This window comes from Acidimicrobiia bacterium, assembly GCA_035948415.1.
In the GTDB taxonomy this organism is placed as follows: domain Bacteria; phylum Actinomycetota; class Acidimicrobiia; order IMCC26256; family PALSA-555; genus PALSA-555.
In genome coordinates, this window is record DASZJD010000071.1 from 1 (window position 1) to 15491 (window position 15491).

Annotated in this window: 16 protein-coding genes; 8 read left to right on the forward strand and 8 right to left on the reverse strand. The window is 75.0% G+C overall.

The features are described from left to right. Window positions 1-135 precede the first annotated feature (135 nt). Window positions 136-345, reverse strand: coding sequence for a hypothetical protein (locus tag VG869_09880; GenBank protein ID HEV3451503.1), 210 nt, complete (start codon window positions 343-345; stop codon window positions 136-138). Window positions 346-354: 9 nt separating this feature from the next. Here VG869_09880 and VG869_09885 point away from each other — a divergent pair, with 9 nt between their 5' ends. The 8 genes from VG869_09885 to VG869_09920 all read left to right on the forward strand — a co-directional run bounded on the left by VG869_09885 (window position 355) and on the right by VG869_09920 (window position 9210). Next, complete coding sequence (locus VG869_09885) at window positions 355-2976, forward strand: DEAD/DEAH box helicase (protein ID HEV3451504.1); 2622 nt, start codon at window positions 355-357, stop codon at window positions 2974-2976. Further along, window positions 2973-3623, forward strand: a complete 651-nt coding sequence (locus tag VG869_09890; protein HEV3451505.1) for a hypothetical protein — start codon at window positions 2973-2975, stop codon at window positions 3621-3623. Before VG869_09885 ends, VG869_09890 begins: the two co-directional genes overlap by 4 nt. 76 nt (window positions 3624-3699) lie before the next feature. Next, window positions 3700-5349 (forward strand): FAD-dependent thymidylate synthase, encoded by a 1650-nt coding sequence (locus VG869_09895; GenBank protein HEV3451506.1) that lies wholly within the window; start codon window positions 3700-3702, stop codon window positions 5347-5349. 413 nt (window positions 5350-5762) lie between these two features. Further along, the gene (locus VG869_09900) at window positions 5763-6251 is read left to right on the forward strand and encodes a DUF4193 family protein (GenBank protein HEV3451507.1); all 489 of its coding nucleotides are present in this window, start codon (window positions 5763-5765) and stop codon (window positions 6249-6251) included. A gap of 35 nt (window positions 6252-6286) precedes the next feature. Beyond that, on the forward strand, window positions 6287-7759 hold the full coding sequence (gene lnt, locus VG869_09905; protein ID HEV3451508.1) for an apolipoprotein N-acyltransferase: 1473 nt from the start codon (window positions 6287-6289) through the stop codon (window positions 7757-7759). A 41-nt stretch (window positions 7760-7800) separates the two neighbouring features. Beyond that, the gene (locus VG869_09910; GenBank protein ID HEV3451509.1) at window positions 7801-8337 is read left to right on the forward strand and encodes a hypothetical protein; all 537 of its coding nucleotides are present in this window, start codon (window positions 7801-7803) and stop codon (window positions 8335-8337) included. Window positions 8338-8344: 7 nt separating this feature from the next. Then, a complete protein-coding gene (locus VG869_09915; GenBank protein ID HEV3451510.1) occupies window positions 8345-8818 on the forward strand; it encodes a GNAT family N-acetyltransferase in 474 nt (157 codons plus the stop codon). Next, complete coding sequence (locus VG869_09920; protein HEV3451511.1) at window positions 8815-9210, forward strand: NUDIX domain-containing protein; 396 nt, start codon at window positions 8815-8817, stop codon at window positions 9208-9210. The genes VG869_09915 and VG869_09920 overlap by 4 nt, the downstream gene beginning before the upstream one ends. A gap of 21 nt (window positions 9211-9231) precedes the next feature. Here the strand turns inward: VG869_09920 and VG869_09925 are convergent, their stop codons facing one another. From VG869_09925 to VG869_09955, 7 genes are read right to left on the reverse strand one after another with little or no spacing between them, the layout of a single operon-like run. Then, window positions 9232-9936: an HAD family hydrolase gene (locus VG869_09925; protein ID HEV3451512.1), complete on the reverse strand. Its 705-nt coding sequence runs from the start codon at window positions 9934-9936 to the stop codon at window positions 9232-9234. Beyond that, the gene (gene wecB / locus VG869_09930) at window positions 9933-11075 is read right to left on the reverse strand and encodes a UDP-N-acetylglucosamine 2-epimerase (non-hydrolyzing) (protein HEV3451513.1); all 1143 of its coding nucleotides are present in this window, start codon (window positions 11073-11075) and stop codon (window positions 9933-9935) included. Before wecB ends, VG869_09925 begins: the two co-directional genes overlap by 4 nt. Beyond that, window positions 11075-12010, reverse strand: coding sequence for an ATP-grasp domain-containing protein (locus tag VG869_09935; protein HEV3451514.1), 936 nt, complete (start codon window positions 12008-12010; stop codon window positions 11075-11077). The genes wecB and VG869_09935 overlap by 1 nt, the downstream gene beginning before the upstream one ends. Next, the gene (locus VG869_09940) at window positions 12007-12597 is read right to left on the reverse strand and encodes a hypothetical protein (protein ID HEV3451515.1); all 591 of its coding nucleotides are present in this window, start codon (window positions 12595-12597) and stop codon (window positions 12007-12009) included. Before VG869_09940 ends, VG869_09935 begins: the two co-directional genes overlap by 4 nt. Further along, complete coding sequence (locus tag VG869_09945) at window positions 12587-13117, reverse strand: exosortase/archaeosortase family protein (protein HEV3451516.1); 531 nt, start codon at window positions 13115-13117, stop codon at window positions 12587-12589. The genes VG869_09940 and VG869_09945 overlap by 11 nt, the downstream gene beginning before the upstream one ends. Continuing rightward, window positions 13114-14520 (reverse strand): glycosyltransferase family 2 protein, encoded by a 1407-nt coding sequence (locus tag VG869_09950; GenBank protein HEV3451517.1) that lies wholly within the window; start codon window positions 14518-14520, stop codon window positions 13114-13116. Before VG869_09950 ends, VG869_09945 begins: the two co-directional genes overlap by 4 nt. Next, on the reverse strand, window positions 14517-14990 hold the full coding sequence (locus VG869_09955; GenBank protein ID HEV3451518.1) for a hypothetical protein: 474 nt from the start codon (window positions 14988-14990) through the stop codon (window positions 14517-14519). The genes VG869_09950 and VG869_09955 overlap by 4 nt, the downstream gene beginning before the upstream one ends. Window positions 14991-15491: the final 501 nt, after the last annotated feature.

Sequence of the window (15491 nt, forward strand, 5' to 3'; positions counted from 1 at the left end):
CCTTCGCCGCCGTCATCACCCCCAGCCAAGACCCGTACTCTCTGTTCTTCATGGCCGTCCCCATGTGCCTCTTCTACGAGGCCTGCATCATCCTCGGCCGCATCCTCAAACGATGACCCCCCGCCGCAAAACCAGCTACCGCCCGCCGCGAGCGCGGCGCGAGGTCGTCGTCGCCGCGGCGGCGTCGGCCTCCCTGGTGGCGTTCACCGTGGTGATGGTGTGGGTCCTCGGTCCGCACTCGAGCGGCTCCAGCCCCTCGGTGCCGTCGAGCCCGCCGATCTCGACGCCGTCGTCGGGCTCCTCGACGCCGTCGTCGACGCCGGCGAGCACAAGCCCGAGCAGCACCACAGGCCGGTGACCGAGCGCGCCCAGTTCGAGGCGGCGCTCGGGTTCCCGCTCGACGACTTCCAGCGACGCGCCCTCGACGCCCTCGACGAGGGGCGGTCGGTGCTCGTCGCCGCGCCGACGGGGTCGGGCAAGACCGTCGTGGCCGAGTACGCCGTCGCCCGTGCGCTGGCCGCCGGCGCCAAGGCCTTCTACACCACCCCGCTGAAGGCGCTGTCGAACCAGAAGTTCGCCGACCTGCGCCGCGTGCACGGCGACGCGCGCGTCGGGCTCCTCACCGGCGATAACTCGATCAACGGCGAGGCGCCGGTGGTCGTGATGACGACCGAGGTGCTCCGCAACATGATCTACGCCGCGTCGCCGACGCTCGACGGCCTGCGCTACGTCGTGCTCGACGAGGTGCACTACCTGCAAGACCGGTACCGCGGCGCCGTGTGGGAGGAGGTGATCGTCCACCTCGATCCCACGGTGGACCTCGTCTGCCTCTCGGCGACGGTGTCGAACGCCGAGGAGTTCGCGGACTGGATCGAGACCGTGCGCGGCGCGACGACGGCCGTGATCGAGGACCGGCGGCCGGTGGCCCTCCACCACCGGTACCTGGTGGGGGAGCGAGGCGTCGACGCCCTCCACCTGCTCCCGACGTTCGTCGGCGACGGCGACGACCTCCGCCCGAACCCGGAGGTCGCACGCCTGGACCGCCGCCCGAGCCGAGCCGGGCCGAGAGGGCCGGCGGGGCGGGTCCGGAGCCGGCTCCGAGCGCCCGATCGGGTCGAGACGGTCGAGCTCCTCGCCGAGGAGCGGCTGCTCCCGGCCATCGTCTTCGTGTTCAGCCGGGCCGGCTGCGAGCAGGCGGTCGAGCACGGGCGGGCCGCCGGCCTCCGGCTCACCAGCCGGGACGAGCGGGCCGAGATCCGCCGGCTCGTCGACGCCCACGTGCGCGACCTCGCCGACGAGGACCTCGCCGTCCTCGGGATCGACACCTGGCTCGCCGGCCTCGAGGCCGGGCTCGCCGCGCACCACGCCGGCCTGGTCCCGCCCATGAAGGAGGCGGTGGAGGAGGCCTTCGCGGCCGGGCTCGTGAAGGTCGTGTACGCCACCGAGACCCTCGCGCTCGGGATCAACATGCCGGCCCGGTCGGTCGTCATCGAGCGGCTCACGAAGTTCACCGGCGAGCGCCACGAGTTCCTCACCCCCGGCGAGTACACGCAGCTGACCGGGCGGGCCGGGCGCCGCGGCATCGACGACGTCGGCTACGCCGTCGTCTGCTGGAGCCCGTGGGTGGCCTTCGACCAGGTCGCGGGCCTGGCCGCCCGACGCAGCGACGCGCTCACCTCGTCGTTCCGGCCCACCTACAACATGGCCGTCAACCTCGTGCAGCGCTACTCCGCCCGGGACGCGCACCACCTGGTCAACCTGTCGTTCGCCCAGTACCGGGCCGACCGCGACGTGGTGCTGCTCGAGCGGCAGCTGGAACGCAGCCGCGAGCAGCTCGTCCGGCAGCGGGCGCGCGCCCACAGCGACCACGGCGACGTCGACGAGTACCGGCGGCTGACCGCCCAGCTCGACGAGGCCCGCCGCGGCCGTGGGGTGGCGTCGCGAATCGCGGCCGGGCTCGAGCGGCTGCGACCGGGCGACGTGCTCTGGGTCCCGGCCCGCGGGGGTCGGGTCGCCGTCCTCGCCCACGACCGGCATCGGGGCGGGCGCCCCCGGGTCCTGGCGCTCACCGCGGCCAAGGGGCTCGTGCGGCTCAGCGCCGAGGACTTCACCGCGGCGCCGCGGGCCATCGGCCGGGTCGAGCTGCCGGAGCCGTACGCCCCCCGCAACCCGACGTTCCGGCGGGAGGCGGCGGTGCGGCTGCGGCGCGCCAAGGTCCGTGACGCGGTGTCGGCCCCGGACGCGGTGGCCGAGCTCGAGGCCGCACTCGAGGCCCACCCGGTGGCGGGCGACCCCGCCCGCCAGGCCCGGGTGCGGGCCGCTGCGAGCGTCGAGCGCCTCGACCGGGAGATCGCCCGGCTCGAGCGGCGGGCCCAGGGGCGCAGCGAGAGCCTGGCCCGCCAGTTCGACCGGGTGCTCGGCCTCCTCGAGAGCTGGGGGTACGTCGACGGCTGGTCGCTGACCGGCCCGGGCGCCGTGCTCGCCCGGCTCTACGCCGAGACCGACCTCCTCCTCGCCGAGGCCCTTCGCGAGGGGCTCCTCGACGGCCTGACCGAGGCCGAGACCGCGGCGGCGGTGTCCTGCTTCACCTACGAGCGCCGCGGGGCCGACGCCGACGTCGGCACGCCGCCGCTGCGGTGGCCCACCCCCCGGGTCGCGGAGCGATGGCGGCGCGTCGAGGCGCTCTGGCAGTCGCTCGCCGCCGCCGAGGACGACGCCCACCTGCCCGAGACGCGCCCGCCGGACCCGGGGTTCACGGCGTACGCGCACGAGTGGGCGAGCGGCGAGTCGCTGGCCGACGTGCTCGAGGACGACGAGCTGGCGGGCGGCGACTTCGTGCGCCACATCAAGCAGTGCATCGACCTGCTCCGCCAGGTGGCCGACGTGGCACCCGCCCCGTCGACCCGGTCCGTGGCCTCCTCGGCCGCGGCCGCCTGCTTCCGGGGTGTCGTCGCCGCCGCCAGCGCGGCGCCGTGATCCGTCGCGGCGAGCCGTGGGGGAGCCCCGCCGGGGGGCCGCCGGTCGCGGTCGGCGCCGGCGGCGACGCCGACCTCGCCGAGCTGGTGCAGCACCACCCCGGGGGCCGGCTCGGCTTCCGGCCCGACCGGTCCTGCGACCTGGCCCGGGCGGTCGGGCTCCCACCGTCCGGCGGCGGCGACGTGGATCTGCCGCTCGACGCCGTCGCCCTCGACGAGGGCCGCGACGTGGCCGTGAACCTCGTCGTCGCGGGCCCGCCGCCGGACCGGCTGCGCTGGTGGCACCGTCGCCGGCCCGGGACCGTGCGCGTCGACGGGCGGCTGGCCTTCGACGGGCGCGCCACCACCGTCGTCGTCGCCAACGGCCAGTTCCGGGCCGGGATCGACCTCGTCCCGCGCGGCCACCCGGGCGACGGTCGGCTCGAGGTGCAGGTCTACGCCGTGCCACCGGGCCAGCGCCGGGCGCTGCGGCGACGGCTCCGGACCGGCACCCACCTGCCGCACCCGGGCGTCGTGACCGCGAGCGGGCGCCGGGTCGAGGTCCGGTGGCGGCGGGCCCGCCCGGTCGAGGCCGACGGTCGGCGGCTCGAGCGGCGCGCCAGTCTCGACGCCGCCGTCGTCCCGGCCGCCTACACCCTCCTCGTCTGAGGCCAGGCTTCGCAACGGCCGCGGCCCCTCCTCATCCGCGGGGCCCTCAGGGGCCGTCGGTACCATCGCCCCCCTGGTGGAGGCCGCCGATCACGGGTTCGGGAGCACCATGCTGCACGCCCCAGAGCACTTCACGCCCGAGGAGGTGGCGGTGCTCCGGCCGTACATGACGAACGTCGACCAGCCCGTGTTCGCGCTCGTCAACCTCCCCGAGGTCGTGAAGGGCGCGCTCTTCGCCCGCTACTCGCGCAGCTCGAAGAGCCTCCGTCGCCTGTTCCTCGACGAGTTCGTCGGCGACCTCGACCTGACCGGCGACCTCACCGTCGACGCCAGCGTCGGGCTCACCCGGGCCGAGGAGCTCTACAACCGGGTGTTCCTCGAGTACGGCGACGACTCGGTCGCGCAGCTCGGTGGCGTGCACCTCGCCTGCGAGCAGGCGTCGAACCTCCTCACGAAGGTGCTCGAGTGGGGGCGCCTCATGGCGTACCTCGAGCAGTCGACGCGGTACGTGCCCTACACCGCGCGCCTCGCCGGCCGCTACCGCTACCACCGGCCCCCGTCGATCCTCGAATCGTCGATGGGGCTGCGCTACATCGCCGACATCGACGACGCGTTCGACGACTACGCCGCGTGCCTCCCGGTGCTCCTCGAGTGGGCCCGGGCCCGCTACCCGAAGGCGACCGGCGACTCGGACTTCGTGTACCAGCAGTCGCTGAAGGCGAAGGCGTGCGACGCCGCCCGCGGCATCCTGCCCGCGGCCACGCTCTCGAACGTCGGCATCTACGGCACCGGGCAGGCCTTCGAGGCGCTGCTCCTGCGCCTGCGCGCCCACCCGCTCCCGGAGGCGCGGTCGTACTCGGTCCTGATGCTCGAGGAGCTCCGGAAGGTCATCCCGTCCTTCCTCACGCGAGTCGATCGCCCCGAGCGCGGCGGCGCCTGGAGCGCGTACCTGGCCGACACGCGCGCCGCCACCGAGGCGCTCGTGGCGCGGATCACCGCCGCCGACGAGCCCGAGCCGCGGCCGTCCGTGGTCCTCACCGACTTCGACCCCGACGGCGAGGACAAGGTCCTGGCCGCCATCTGCTACCCGCACACGTCGCTGCCCGACGACCAGCTGCTCTCGCGGGTGCGACGCCTCGGCGCCGACGAGCGGGACGCGCTGCTCCGCGCCTACGTCGGCGAGCGCGAGAACCGGCGTCACAAGCCGGGCCGGGCCTTCGAGCGGACCCACTACCGCTTCGACATCCTCGCCGACTACGGCGCCTTCCGGGACCTGCAGCGCCACCGGATGCTCACGATCGAGTGGCAGCCGCTCAGCCCCCGGCACGGCTACGAGGCCCCCGAGGCCATCAGCGAGGCCGGGCTCACCGACCGCTTCGACGAGGCGATGGGCCGAGCCGCCGAGCTGTACCGGCTCCTCGAGCCCGGGTTCGGCGAGGAGGCCTCCTACGCGGTCGCGCTCGCCTACCGGGTCCGGTTCGTGATGGAGATGAACGCGCGCGAGGCCATGCACCTCCTCGAGCTGCGCTCCTCACCGCAGGGCCACCCCGCCTACCGGCGCGTCGCCCAGGAGATGCACCGCCTCATCGCCGAGCAGGCCGGTCACCGCGCCATCGCCGCCGCCATGCGCCATGTCGACCACCAGACCTACGACCTCGAGCGCCTCGGGTCCGAGCGAGCCGCCGAGGAACGCCGCGCCGCCCGCTCCGATTCCGCGACCCGCTGACCTGCGCCGACGCACGATTGCCCAGGTCAGGGCGCACACGTCCCGCTTGACACGCGCACCTCCCTTCGGAGTAACTAAGGCGTCCCCGCGCCCTTCGCGGGTCTCCGCCCAGGCGGGAGCGAGCGGAGGGGACGTCAGAGGGGCCCCAGGGGGCCCAGGAGACCCAGTAGAGAACGCTGGAATAACCCGTCTGCGCGGGCAGACCGGGCCAAACAGTGGCCCCAACGGTCTCCTGGGCCCTCGACGAGGGCTCTCCCGACTGCCGTGCCGTGGCCCCGCCGCGGGCGGGCGGGAATGGACTCGCAGCGCCGCCGGTTCCGTCAGCGGTTGACGATGCCGGGCCTATGCTCCGGCCCCGAACGAGGCGGTGATCGGTGACACGGGCGGATCAGACGATCGGCGCTGGAGCCACGATGAGCGACGAAGAGTTCGAGGACGAGGACGTCGAGCTAGAGGAGGCTTCCCCCGACGAGGAGGAGCTCGAGGACGACGACGAGGTCCTCGACGACGACGTCGAGATCGAGGACGACGCCGACCTCGAGATCGCCGAGCCGGTCGAGGAGGAGGCCGCCGTGGTCGCGCCGCCGGCGCCGGTCGACAAGGTCGCGCGCGAGACCGAGGAAGAGGACGAGGACGTCCTCGACCTCGACGAGGAGCTCCACCCCGACGACGTGGAAGCGCCGCTCGACGCGCTGCTGCAGGAGCGCACCGCCAGCGCCACGCTCGAGGACGAAGAGGAGGAGCTCGAGGAGGAGGAGCCCGACACCGACGAGCGCGGCGACGGCCCGACGAAGATCGTGCCCCGCCGCCCGGGCGAGTTCCTCTGCTCGTCGTGCTTCCTCGTGCTGCCTCGCAACCAGCTGGCTGACGAGGAGCGGATGCTCTGCCGCGACTGCGTCTGAGCCGTCGCCCCGGCCGGGGCCAGGCTCGCACCCAGCTGCGCCTCCTCGCCGCTGTCGCCTCCGGCGTCCTCCTCGCCCTCTCGTACCCGCCCGTGGGCGCGGGCCCGCTGGCCCTCGTGGCCCTCGTGCCCCTCCTCTGGGCCTGGCGGGGCGCCTCCGCCTGGTCGGCGGCTCGGGACGGCTTCGTGTTCGCGGTCGTGTTCCTCGGCATCCTGCTGGTCGGCCTCACCCACACCGGCTTCACGGGCACGGTCTCGCTCATCGTCGCCGCCGGGCTCTACTACGCGCTCACGGGGGCCCTCGTCGCCGGGTTCGCTCGCGGGGGCCTGCGGTCGCCCTTCCTCACCGCCGCGGTATGGGTGTTCCTGGAGGCGCTGCGGGGGCGCTGGCCCCTCGGCGGGCTGGCGTGGGGCGAGCTCGGCGTCGCGCTCCACGACGTCACCGTGGCGCGTGCGCTCGCCAGCCTCGGCGGGGTCCTGCTCGTCACCTTCGCGGTGGTGGCGTGCAACGCGCTCGTGCTCGACCTCGGCGCCTCGCTGTGGTCGCGCCGAACCCGGCCCCTGGCCCTCGCCGCCGTGGCGCTCGCCGGCCTCGTCGTCACCGCGGCGATCGCCGACGCGGCGCGATACGAGCCGCGCCCGACCGGGCAGCTGCGCGTCGCGCTCCTCCAGGCCGATGACCGCCCGGGGCGCACGACCGCCGAGCAGTCCGCCGACGCCGCGCTCACCGAGGCGCACTTCGCCCTCGCGGCGCGGCTGCGGGGGCGTTTCGACCTCATCGTGTTCCCGGAATCGTCGCTCGTCGACGACCCCGAGGAGGATCCAGCGCTGCGGCAGCGGATCGTCGCGCTGGCCGTCGCCCACGACGCCGTCGTGGTCGTGAACGCGCGCTACCCGGGCACGAACGGGCGCCTCTACAACGCCAACCTCGCCTACGCGCCGGACGGCCGGCTGCTCGGCGTGTACGCCAAGCAGCACCTGGTCCCGTTCGGCGAGTACGTGCCCCTCCGTCGGCAGCTGACCTTCATCAGCGATCTCCGGCAGATCCCCTACGACTTCACCGCCGGCACGCGCCGGGTTCTCTTCCGCGCTCACGGACACCGTTTCGGGACCGTGATCTGCTACGAGTCGGCGTACGCCCCGCTCGTGCGTGACTTCGTCCGCGACGGCGCCGAGGCCCTCGTCGTCAGCACCAGCGACCGCTCGTACGGCCGCTCCGGCATGGCCGCGACCCACGTCGCCATCGGTCAGATGCGCGCCGCCGAGACCGGCCGCCCGGTCCTCCACGACGCCATCTCGGGGGAGACCGCGGTCATCGACGCCAGCGGTCGCCGGGTGCGCCACACCGCGCTGTTCACGAAGGCGGTCGTCACCGCCACCGTGACCACGACCACCGGCGAGACCCCGTTCGTCCGCTTCGGCGAGTGGGTCCTCGGCGGCGCCGCCCTCGCCCTCCTCGGGGCCGCCCTCGCCGTCGCCGGCCGAGAGCTCCGTCGCGCTCGCCCGTAGACTCGGGCCCCGCGGAGGGAGCGAGCGGGAGAGGAGGCGTGGTGCCCGACGACCGACCGGTCACCGAGAAGGCCGTGGACCTGCTCGTCTACGGGCCGATCGGCCTGGCCATGTACGTCCGCGACACCGCACCCTCCTTCCTGAAGCTCTTCGTCGCCCGCGGCCGCTCGGTGGTCGACGACCAGCGCAAGACCGTCGAGGGCCACCTCGGTCAGGCCCGCTCCGTGGGCGAGGTGGCCAGCGCCTACGGCGGCCCGCAGGTCTGGCGCGTGGTCAGCGACCGCCTCGCCCAAGCGCGGAGCCGCGCCGAGGAGGCCCTGGAGGCACTCGGCACGCTGGCCAGCACCGTCGAGCCGCCCTCGGCCCCCGCGCCCGCGCCGCGACCGCCCGCGGCCGACGGCGCCGGCGCCGGCCTCGCCATCCCGGACTACGACCAGCTCTCGGCGTCCCAGGTCGTCGACCGCCTCGAGGGGCTGTCTCGGGGCGAGCTCGACGTCATCCGCGACTACGAGACGAGGCACCGGGCCCGCAACACCGTCCTCGGCAAGATCGAGCAACTCACGCGCCCGATCGGCTGAGCGGCCCGTGGAGCGCTGCCGGCCAGCCGAGCCCGCGGACCTCGAGCGGCTCGTGGCCCTGGCCCGCGAGCTGCACGGCGAGCTCGCGGTCATGCGCGGCGGCGAGATCTGGGCCGCGCGGGATGCTCGCCGCGAGCCGCTCGAGCCCGGCCTGGCCGCCCAGCTCGACGACCCGGCCGCCTGCGTGCTCGTCGGCCTCATCGACGACGTCGTCGTGGGCTACGCCGTGCTGGTCCTCGAGCCGCTCGTGACGGGCGACGTGCTCGGCCGGATCACCGACCTCTTCGTCGAGGCGCCGGCCCGCGAGGTCGGCGTGGGCGAGGCGCTCAGCGACGGGCTGCTCGCGTTCGCGGCCGAGCACGACGCCGTCGGCGTCGACGCGCTCGCCCTGCCCGGCCACCGGGCCACGAAGAACTTCTTCGAGGAGCAGGGCTTCACCGCCCGGGCCCTGACCATGCACCGGCCGGCCGCGCATCGGTGACGACCCCGGAGCTGGCCGTCGGCGCCGTCGCCGTCGTCGACGACCGCATCCTCCTCGTGCGACGCGGCCACGGACCCGCGGCGGGGGAGTGGGCCGTGCCGGGCGGGCGGGTCGAGGCCGGCGAGCCGGTGACGCACGCGGTGGTGCGCGAGGTCGCCGAGGAGACCGGCCTCGAGGCGGTCGTCGGGGAGCTGCTCGGATGGGTCGAGCGCTTCGACGACGGCCACCACTTCGTGATCCTCGACTTCGCGGTCACGGTGCTCGACGCCGACGCGCCGCTGCGCGCCGGGGACGACGCCGCCGAGGCGGCGTGGGTGCCGCTCGGTGAGCTCGGCGACTATCGGCTGGTCTCGGGGCTCGTCGAGTTCCTGCGGGACACCGGGATCCAGTAGCCGGGGCGGCGCCGGTGGCGGTCAGCCGACCCGGGTCCGGCCCGCGCTGGCGGCGGCGTCGAGCTCGTCGCCGACGAGGGCGATCGCATCCACCACCGTGTCGACCGAGGCCCACGCGCGCGGGTCGTCGGGCTCCCAGCCCCACTCGCCGGTGCGAACCCGGATCGCCCGCATCCCGAGCCGAGCCGGGCCGGTGACGTCCTTCGCCGCCCGGTCCCCGACGTACACCGCGTCGGCGGCGGCCACGCCGAGGTCGTCGAGCGCGCGACGGAACGGCAACGGGTCGGGCTTGCGGTGGGCGCGGCCCCACTCGTCGCTGAGCACCACGGTCGCGAACCGCGGGCCCAGCCCGAGGGCGGCGAGCTTGTGCCGCTGCACGATCGGGTCGCCGTCCGAGACGAGGCCGAGCGGGACGCGGCGCCCCAGCTGCTCGAGCGCCGCCGCCGCGCCCGGGTACGGGTCGAGGCGAGCGGGCGCGTGGGCCCGGAAGGCGGCCACGAGCGGCGCCACGGGCACGCTGGAGGCGCCGAGGAGCGCCAGCGCCTGGTCGATGATCCCGCCCCGGTCGGTCCCGACCGCGGCGACGTCGCGGAGCAGCCGCTCGAACTCGGCGGTGTCGACCCCCCACGTGCGGGCGCGGGCGGCGACGACGTGCCACGCGCCGTCGAGCCACTCCTGCTGGGGGTACAGCGTGTCGTCGAGGTCGAAGAGGACGGCGGCGATCACGGCGCGGCCCCCTCGAGCGCGGGCAGGCCGGCGTCGAGCTGCGGCTCGGTGAGGGTCAGCAGGTCCCGGGTGCGGGGCTCGTCGAGGAGGGCCGCGACCCGGGCGGCGACGTGGCCGTCGCCGTAGGGGCACGGGACGGCCGCGACGCGTGCCTGCGCCTCGGGGCGGCTGAAGTCGGCGGCGGCGGCGACGGCGCGGGCCGGATCGAGCCCGGTCAGCACGGCGATCCCCGCCTGCACGCCCTCCCAGCGGGGCGTCGACCGACGCAGCACGACGCAGGGCACGCCGTACCAGGCGGCCTCCTCCTGCAGCCCGCCGGAGTCGGTGACCACGACCCGGGCCGCGGCGACGGCGGCGAGCATGGCGGGGTAGGGGAGGGGCTCGCTGAGCTCGACGTCGGGAGCGGCGGCGAGCGCGGCGAGCCGCCCGGCCGTCCGCAGCCGGTCGTGGGTGCGGGGATGGACGGGGAAGCGCACCGGTCCGACCGTGGCGGCGAGGCCGCGCACGCAGTCGACGAGGCGCGCCAGCCGGTCCGGGTCGTCGACGTTCGTGGCCCGGTGAGCGGTGACGACGACCCCGGCGCGCCCGGCCGGGTCTCGGCGGGTCGGTCCGTGGACCCGCAACGTGTCGGTGATCGGGTTGCCGACGACGTGGAGACGCTCGGCGGGGACGCCCTCGAGGTCGAGGAACTGCGCCGCCATCGGCGTCGGCGCCAGGTGCAGCGAGGTCACGGCGGCCACGGCCCGACGGTTCACCTCCTCGAGCGACCGCTCGTTGAACGACCGCAGGCCCGCCTCGAGGTGGATGACCGGCACTTGGTGGCGACGGGCGGCCAGCGCCACGAGCGGCACCGTCGACGTGTCCCCGAGCAGCAGCACGGCGTCGGGTCGCCGATGGGCGATGGTCTCGTAGGCGTGCGCGAGCAGCGCGCCCACCCGCGCCGGCTCGGGGGCCGGCAGGGACCAGCGCTCGTCCGGCGTCAGGCCGAGGTCGAGGAAGAACCGGCCCGCGAGGCGCGGGTCGTCGTGCTGGCCGGTCGCGACGACGTGCACGTCGTGGCGCGCGTCGCGCAACGCCGCGACGACCGGGGCGAGCTTCACGATCTCGGGGCGGGTGCCGCACGGCACGAGGAGCCGCATCACGACGACTCGAAGTGCTCGCGGAAGGACCGGATCATGCGCACGCCGGGCCGGTGCTCGAGGCGCGCCGACTGGATGGGCAGGCCGAGGGCGCCCCGCACGTACTGCCCGACGAGGTCGGCGCCGGCGGCCAGCGACAGCGGGAGCCCGCCGGAGAAGCGCGGGTTGACCTCGACGACGGTGACGGCCCCGTCGTCGACGAAGCCTTGGAGGTTCAGGATCCCGTCGAGGCCGACGGTGGCGACGGTGCGGGCGACGAGGGCGTTCACGGCGGGGCTCACGAAGGTCTCGCCCCTCGTGCTGATCCCGGCCTTCGTCTCGAGCCGCCAGCGCGGCACGCACGCCGCGACCCGGCCGTCCCGGTCGACGAGGACGTCGGCGGTGAACTCGCGGCCCTCGGCGCGGGTCTGCACGATCGGCTCCGGGGTCCGGCGGCACGCCCACGCCACCGCCTCGGGCTCGTCCACGACGTGCACGTCCCGCGAGCCGCGCCCGAAGCGCGGCTTCACGACCCAGGGGCCCTCCAGCGTTGACGGCCCGCCGAGCGCGGTGGGCGGCGTCGGGATCCCGTCGTCGTGGAGGACCCGCGCGAACTTCCACTTGTCGAGGCTGACCTCCACGGCGGCCATGGGCGGCAGCCACGCCGCCACGCCCCGTGCCGTCAGCTCGGGCCGGAGCTCGCTGAGGGCCGCCAGCTCCTCGCTGACGGTCGTGACGAGCACCGCCGGGCGCGTCACGTCGACGAGCGCGAGCACCGCGGCGCCGAACCTCGGGTCGCTGGCGGCCGGGAGCACGGCCCGATCGGCCACCATCCGCAGCCCCGGGGCGTCGGCGTCGGCGTCCGCCGCGACGGGGGTGTGGCCGCTCTGCGCCAGGGCGCGCAGCACGGCAACGCCCGCCGGGCCGCCGGCCCCGGTGACGACGACCGTCGTCACGGTCGAGCCTCCTCGTCGCGAGGCGCGTCCCAGTGGATCGGGGCCGGCCCGGCGTCGAGCTGGATCGTCGACGGCCGGGCGGGCTCGGGCGCCGGTCGCGGCGCGGGCGGAGGCAGGGGCGGCGTGGCGGCCTCCGGGGCCGCAGGCGGGCGGCCGCCGGCGCCGTTCGCCGGCTGGGGGAGCCGCGGCCCACCCATGTCGGAGAGGCGCGTCACGGCCGGCCCGAAGCTCCGCACGGGCTGGCCCTGGTAGCCGAGCTCGTCGCTGGCCCACCGGCGCACCTGGGTCACGCGGGGCGGCCCGCTGGGCTCCCACTGCCGGCGGGCGATCGCCAAGGCGATCGAGCGTCGCACCCGCTCGTCGTCCTCGTGCGCCATCGCCGAGAGGAGGGGGCGGGCGGCTCGGCGGAGCCCCAGCTCCACGAACTGGTGCCCCGCGCGCGCTCGTTCCACGGCTTCGGTGGCGACGCGGAGGCGACGCTGGAGCCGCGACCGCTCGAGCCGGCGGGCGACGAGGCGCCACGCCGCCGCGCCCACGATGGCGGCGCTGCCGCCGGCGATGAGGAGCAGCTGGGGGTCAGCCGCCATGTCCGCTCTCCCTCAGGAGGACGCGGTTGCTCGGCAGCAGGACCCACAGGTAGAGCGTGAAGCCGCCCAGCACGTAGAGGAGGCCGAACGCGGTGCCGACCCAGTCGTGGAACACGGTGAGGCTCTGCGCGCCGCTGCGCATGCCGACGTAGGTCGACAGCCCGATGCGCACGAAGTTGCACGCCACCACCAGGGTGCCGGCGGCGAGGAAGGCCAGGAGGCGGCGCGCCACCGACCCGCCGACGACGAAGACCGTGATGGCGGCGAAGCCGAGCACGGCCGCGAGAGCGGAGCAGGACGTGCTGATCGTGGCGAGGAACGGGGCCGAGTGGGGCGGGAGCACGAGGATCTGGTGTCCGAACGACTGGCTGGCCCGCTCGAACCCGAGCGAGCGGAAGACCGTCGAGACCGCGGTGGCCTCGACGTCGCGCGCCGGATCGACGAGCAGCCAGAAGAGGCCGAAGGTGGCGCCGAACGCGAGGGCGAGGCGGAGCAGCACCGTCAGCATCCGCCGGTTCACGCCGCCACCCCGATCGTGTGCTGCTGCCCGTGCCCCGTGCGGGGGGTCTTGACCCACGTGTACGGGCGGCCGACGACGCCGTCGAGCCACGACTTCGTGCACACCACCGTGAACAGCACGAACGCGGGCAGGAACAGGAGGATGCCGACGGCGGCCTTGCGGGGGGCGCGGCTGACGAGGAGACCGGACGCGAGCTCCAGCAACGGCCCGAGGAAGAGCAGGGTCGCGATCGGCGTCAGGTCGAGGCCGTTGCCCCAGGCGAGGACGCCGGCGGCGCGCAAGGCGACCATCACGAGGCCGAGCATGCAGAAGACCGGCACGTGGTAGACGAGGAGGAACATCGTCGTCTCGACCTTCTGGGCCCTCGTGAGGTTCGGGGCGCCCCAGACCGACCGCCGGTACTCGCGCCACGCCTGCTGGTGCCCGCGCGCCCACCGGTACCGCTGGCGCCAGAACCGGCGGAACGTGGGGACGCTCTCCTCGGTGTCGATGGCGGTGACGTCGAACCGGACGTGGCGGCCGACAAGGACGAGCCGGAGGGTGAGGTCGGTGTCCTCGGTTACGGTCTGCTCGTTCCACCCGCCGAAGGCGCGCAGCCAGCCGGTCCGGGCGGCGCAGTTCGACCCGCCGTACGCCGGGAGCTCGAAGAGCGACTGGCGGCCGTACTCGTTGACGAGGTAGCCGCAGTAGTAATCGACGGCGATGCTGCGGGCGAGGCGGGTCTCGTTCGAGTTCCGCACGATGCAGCGGCCCTGCACCGCGCCGACGCTCGGGTCGGCGAAGTGCCGCACGAGACGCCGCAGGACGTCGGCGCGTGGCTTGTGGTCGGCGTCGAAGACGACGACGACCTCGCCTCGAACCGTGGCCAGGGCGGTGTTCAGCGCGCCCGACTTGCCGCCGCCGGCGCCCGGCGGGCGGTGGATGCAGCGGAGCACGGGGTGACGGCGCGCCAGCTCGTCGACGATCGACCCGGTCGCGTCGTCGGAGCCGTCGTCGATGATGATGATCTCGTGGCGTTCGTCCGGGTAGTCGAGGGCCAGGAGCGTCGTCACGAGGCCCTCGATCACGAGCTCCTCGTTCCGGCACGGGACCAGGACGGAGACGAACGGGTGGTAGCCGAAGTCGAACCCGCTCTGGGTGCGCATGTCCCGGGGCGCCGACGACAGCGCCGAGATCGCGAACGCGAGGTGCCGCACCAGGAAGACGAGGAAGAGGATCGTGAGGAAGACCACGACGGCGAGGCTCGCCTGCCGCAACCCGGCCACACCAACGAGGAGCATGGCGAGGCCGGCGAGGAACAGGAGCGTCCACGGCGCGCCGGGCGGTGCCGCATGCCCGGAGGCGGGCGCGGGGGCGCTCGGCCCGACCGACGCGGGCGCGGTCTCGTCGGTGACGGCGGTCACGCGCCCACCGTCCGGAGGCGGCGGGTGCGCCAGAAGAGCAGCGTGCCCAGCACCAAGGTCACGATCACGACCGCGGCGATGGGCCCCCAGCCGGCGAGCGTGGTCGACGCCGGCGTGGCGGCACACGAGGGCCCCGGGGTGCGAGCCTGGGCGCCGCCGAGGGTCCAGGTGACCTGCCCGGGCGCGTCGACGGAGAAGACGTTGATCTTGGTGCCGGACGCGAACGCGGTGGGCTGGCCGCGGTCAGCGGGCCCGGGGGAGAAGGCGTTGCTCGGACCGACGCCGAGCGTGAGCGCCGGCCCCGAGTTCTCGTAGCCGAAGAGGCTGTGGGTGGCCGACCCGTGGGCCACGCTGCACTCGATGATCGGCGTGAGGGACGCCGGCGGCTGCCCCCGCCGCCCGGCTGCGAGCGCCGGAGCCGCGCTGAGGACGGCCGTGAGCAGCGCCGCGCCGGTGACGCCGGCGCCCACCGGCCACCCTCGCCAGCGACGTCGTCGCATCCTCTTCGGACCCCTCTCCACGCTCGACACGGAGCGCCGCAGCGCTGGGGACCTGGACCGCGAACGGTCCTCCCAGCCTCCGAGAACATCGGGTGTCGGGGCTGAGGCCTTGAGGAGCCGGCCCCTCCCGGGCGGCGTCGACCGGTTGCCGGATTTGCCGATAATCCTCGTTATGTCAAGTACGGACCAGACCGAGCCCCTGAGGCGCGCCGGTATCGCTGCACCGGGCTCCCCCGGGCGCAGCGTGTCGTCGACGAACGGCGCGGGCGCGGGAGCTCCAAACGGTCGGAGGACGGCGCTGGTATTCGTGGCGAGGGGGCGCGTGGATGGCCCGGGGGGGAGACTCTGGTAGTCCCCTACTCCGTGCCCGACGGCCCGGTCGGCGGTCGGTGGAGGGCGAAGTCCTTCCCGGTGGGTCAACCTCTTCGGGGCCGCTGCCGATAGTGGAGACGGCGGGCCCAATTGCGCGAG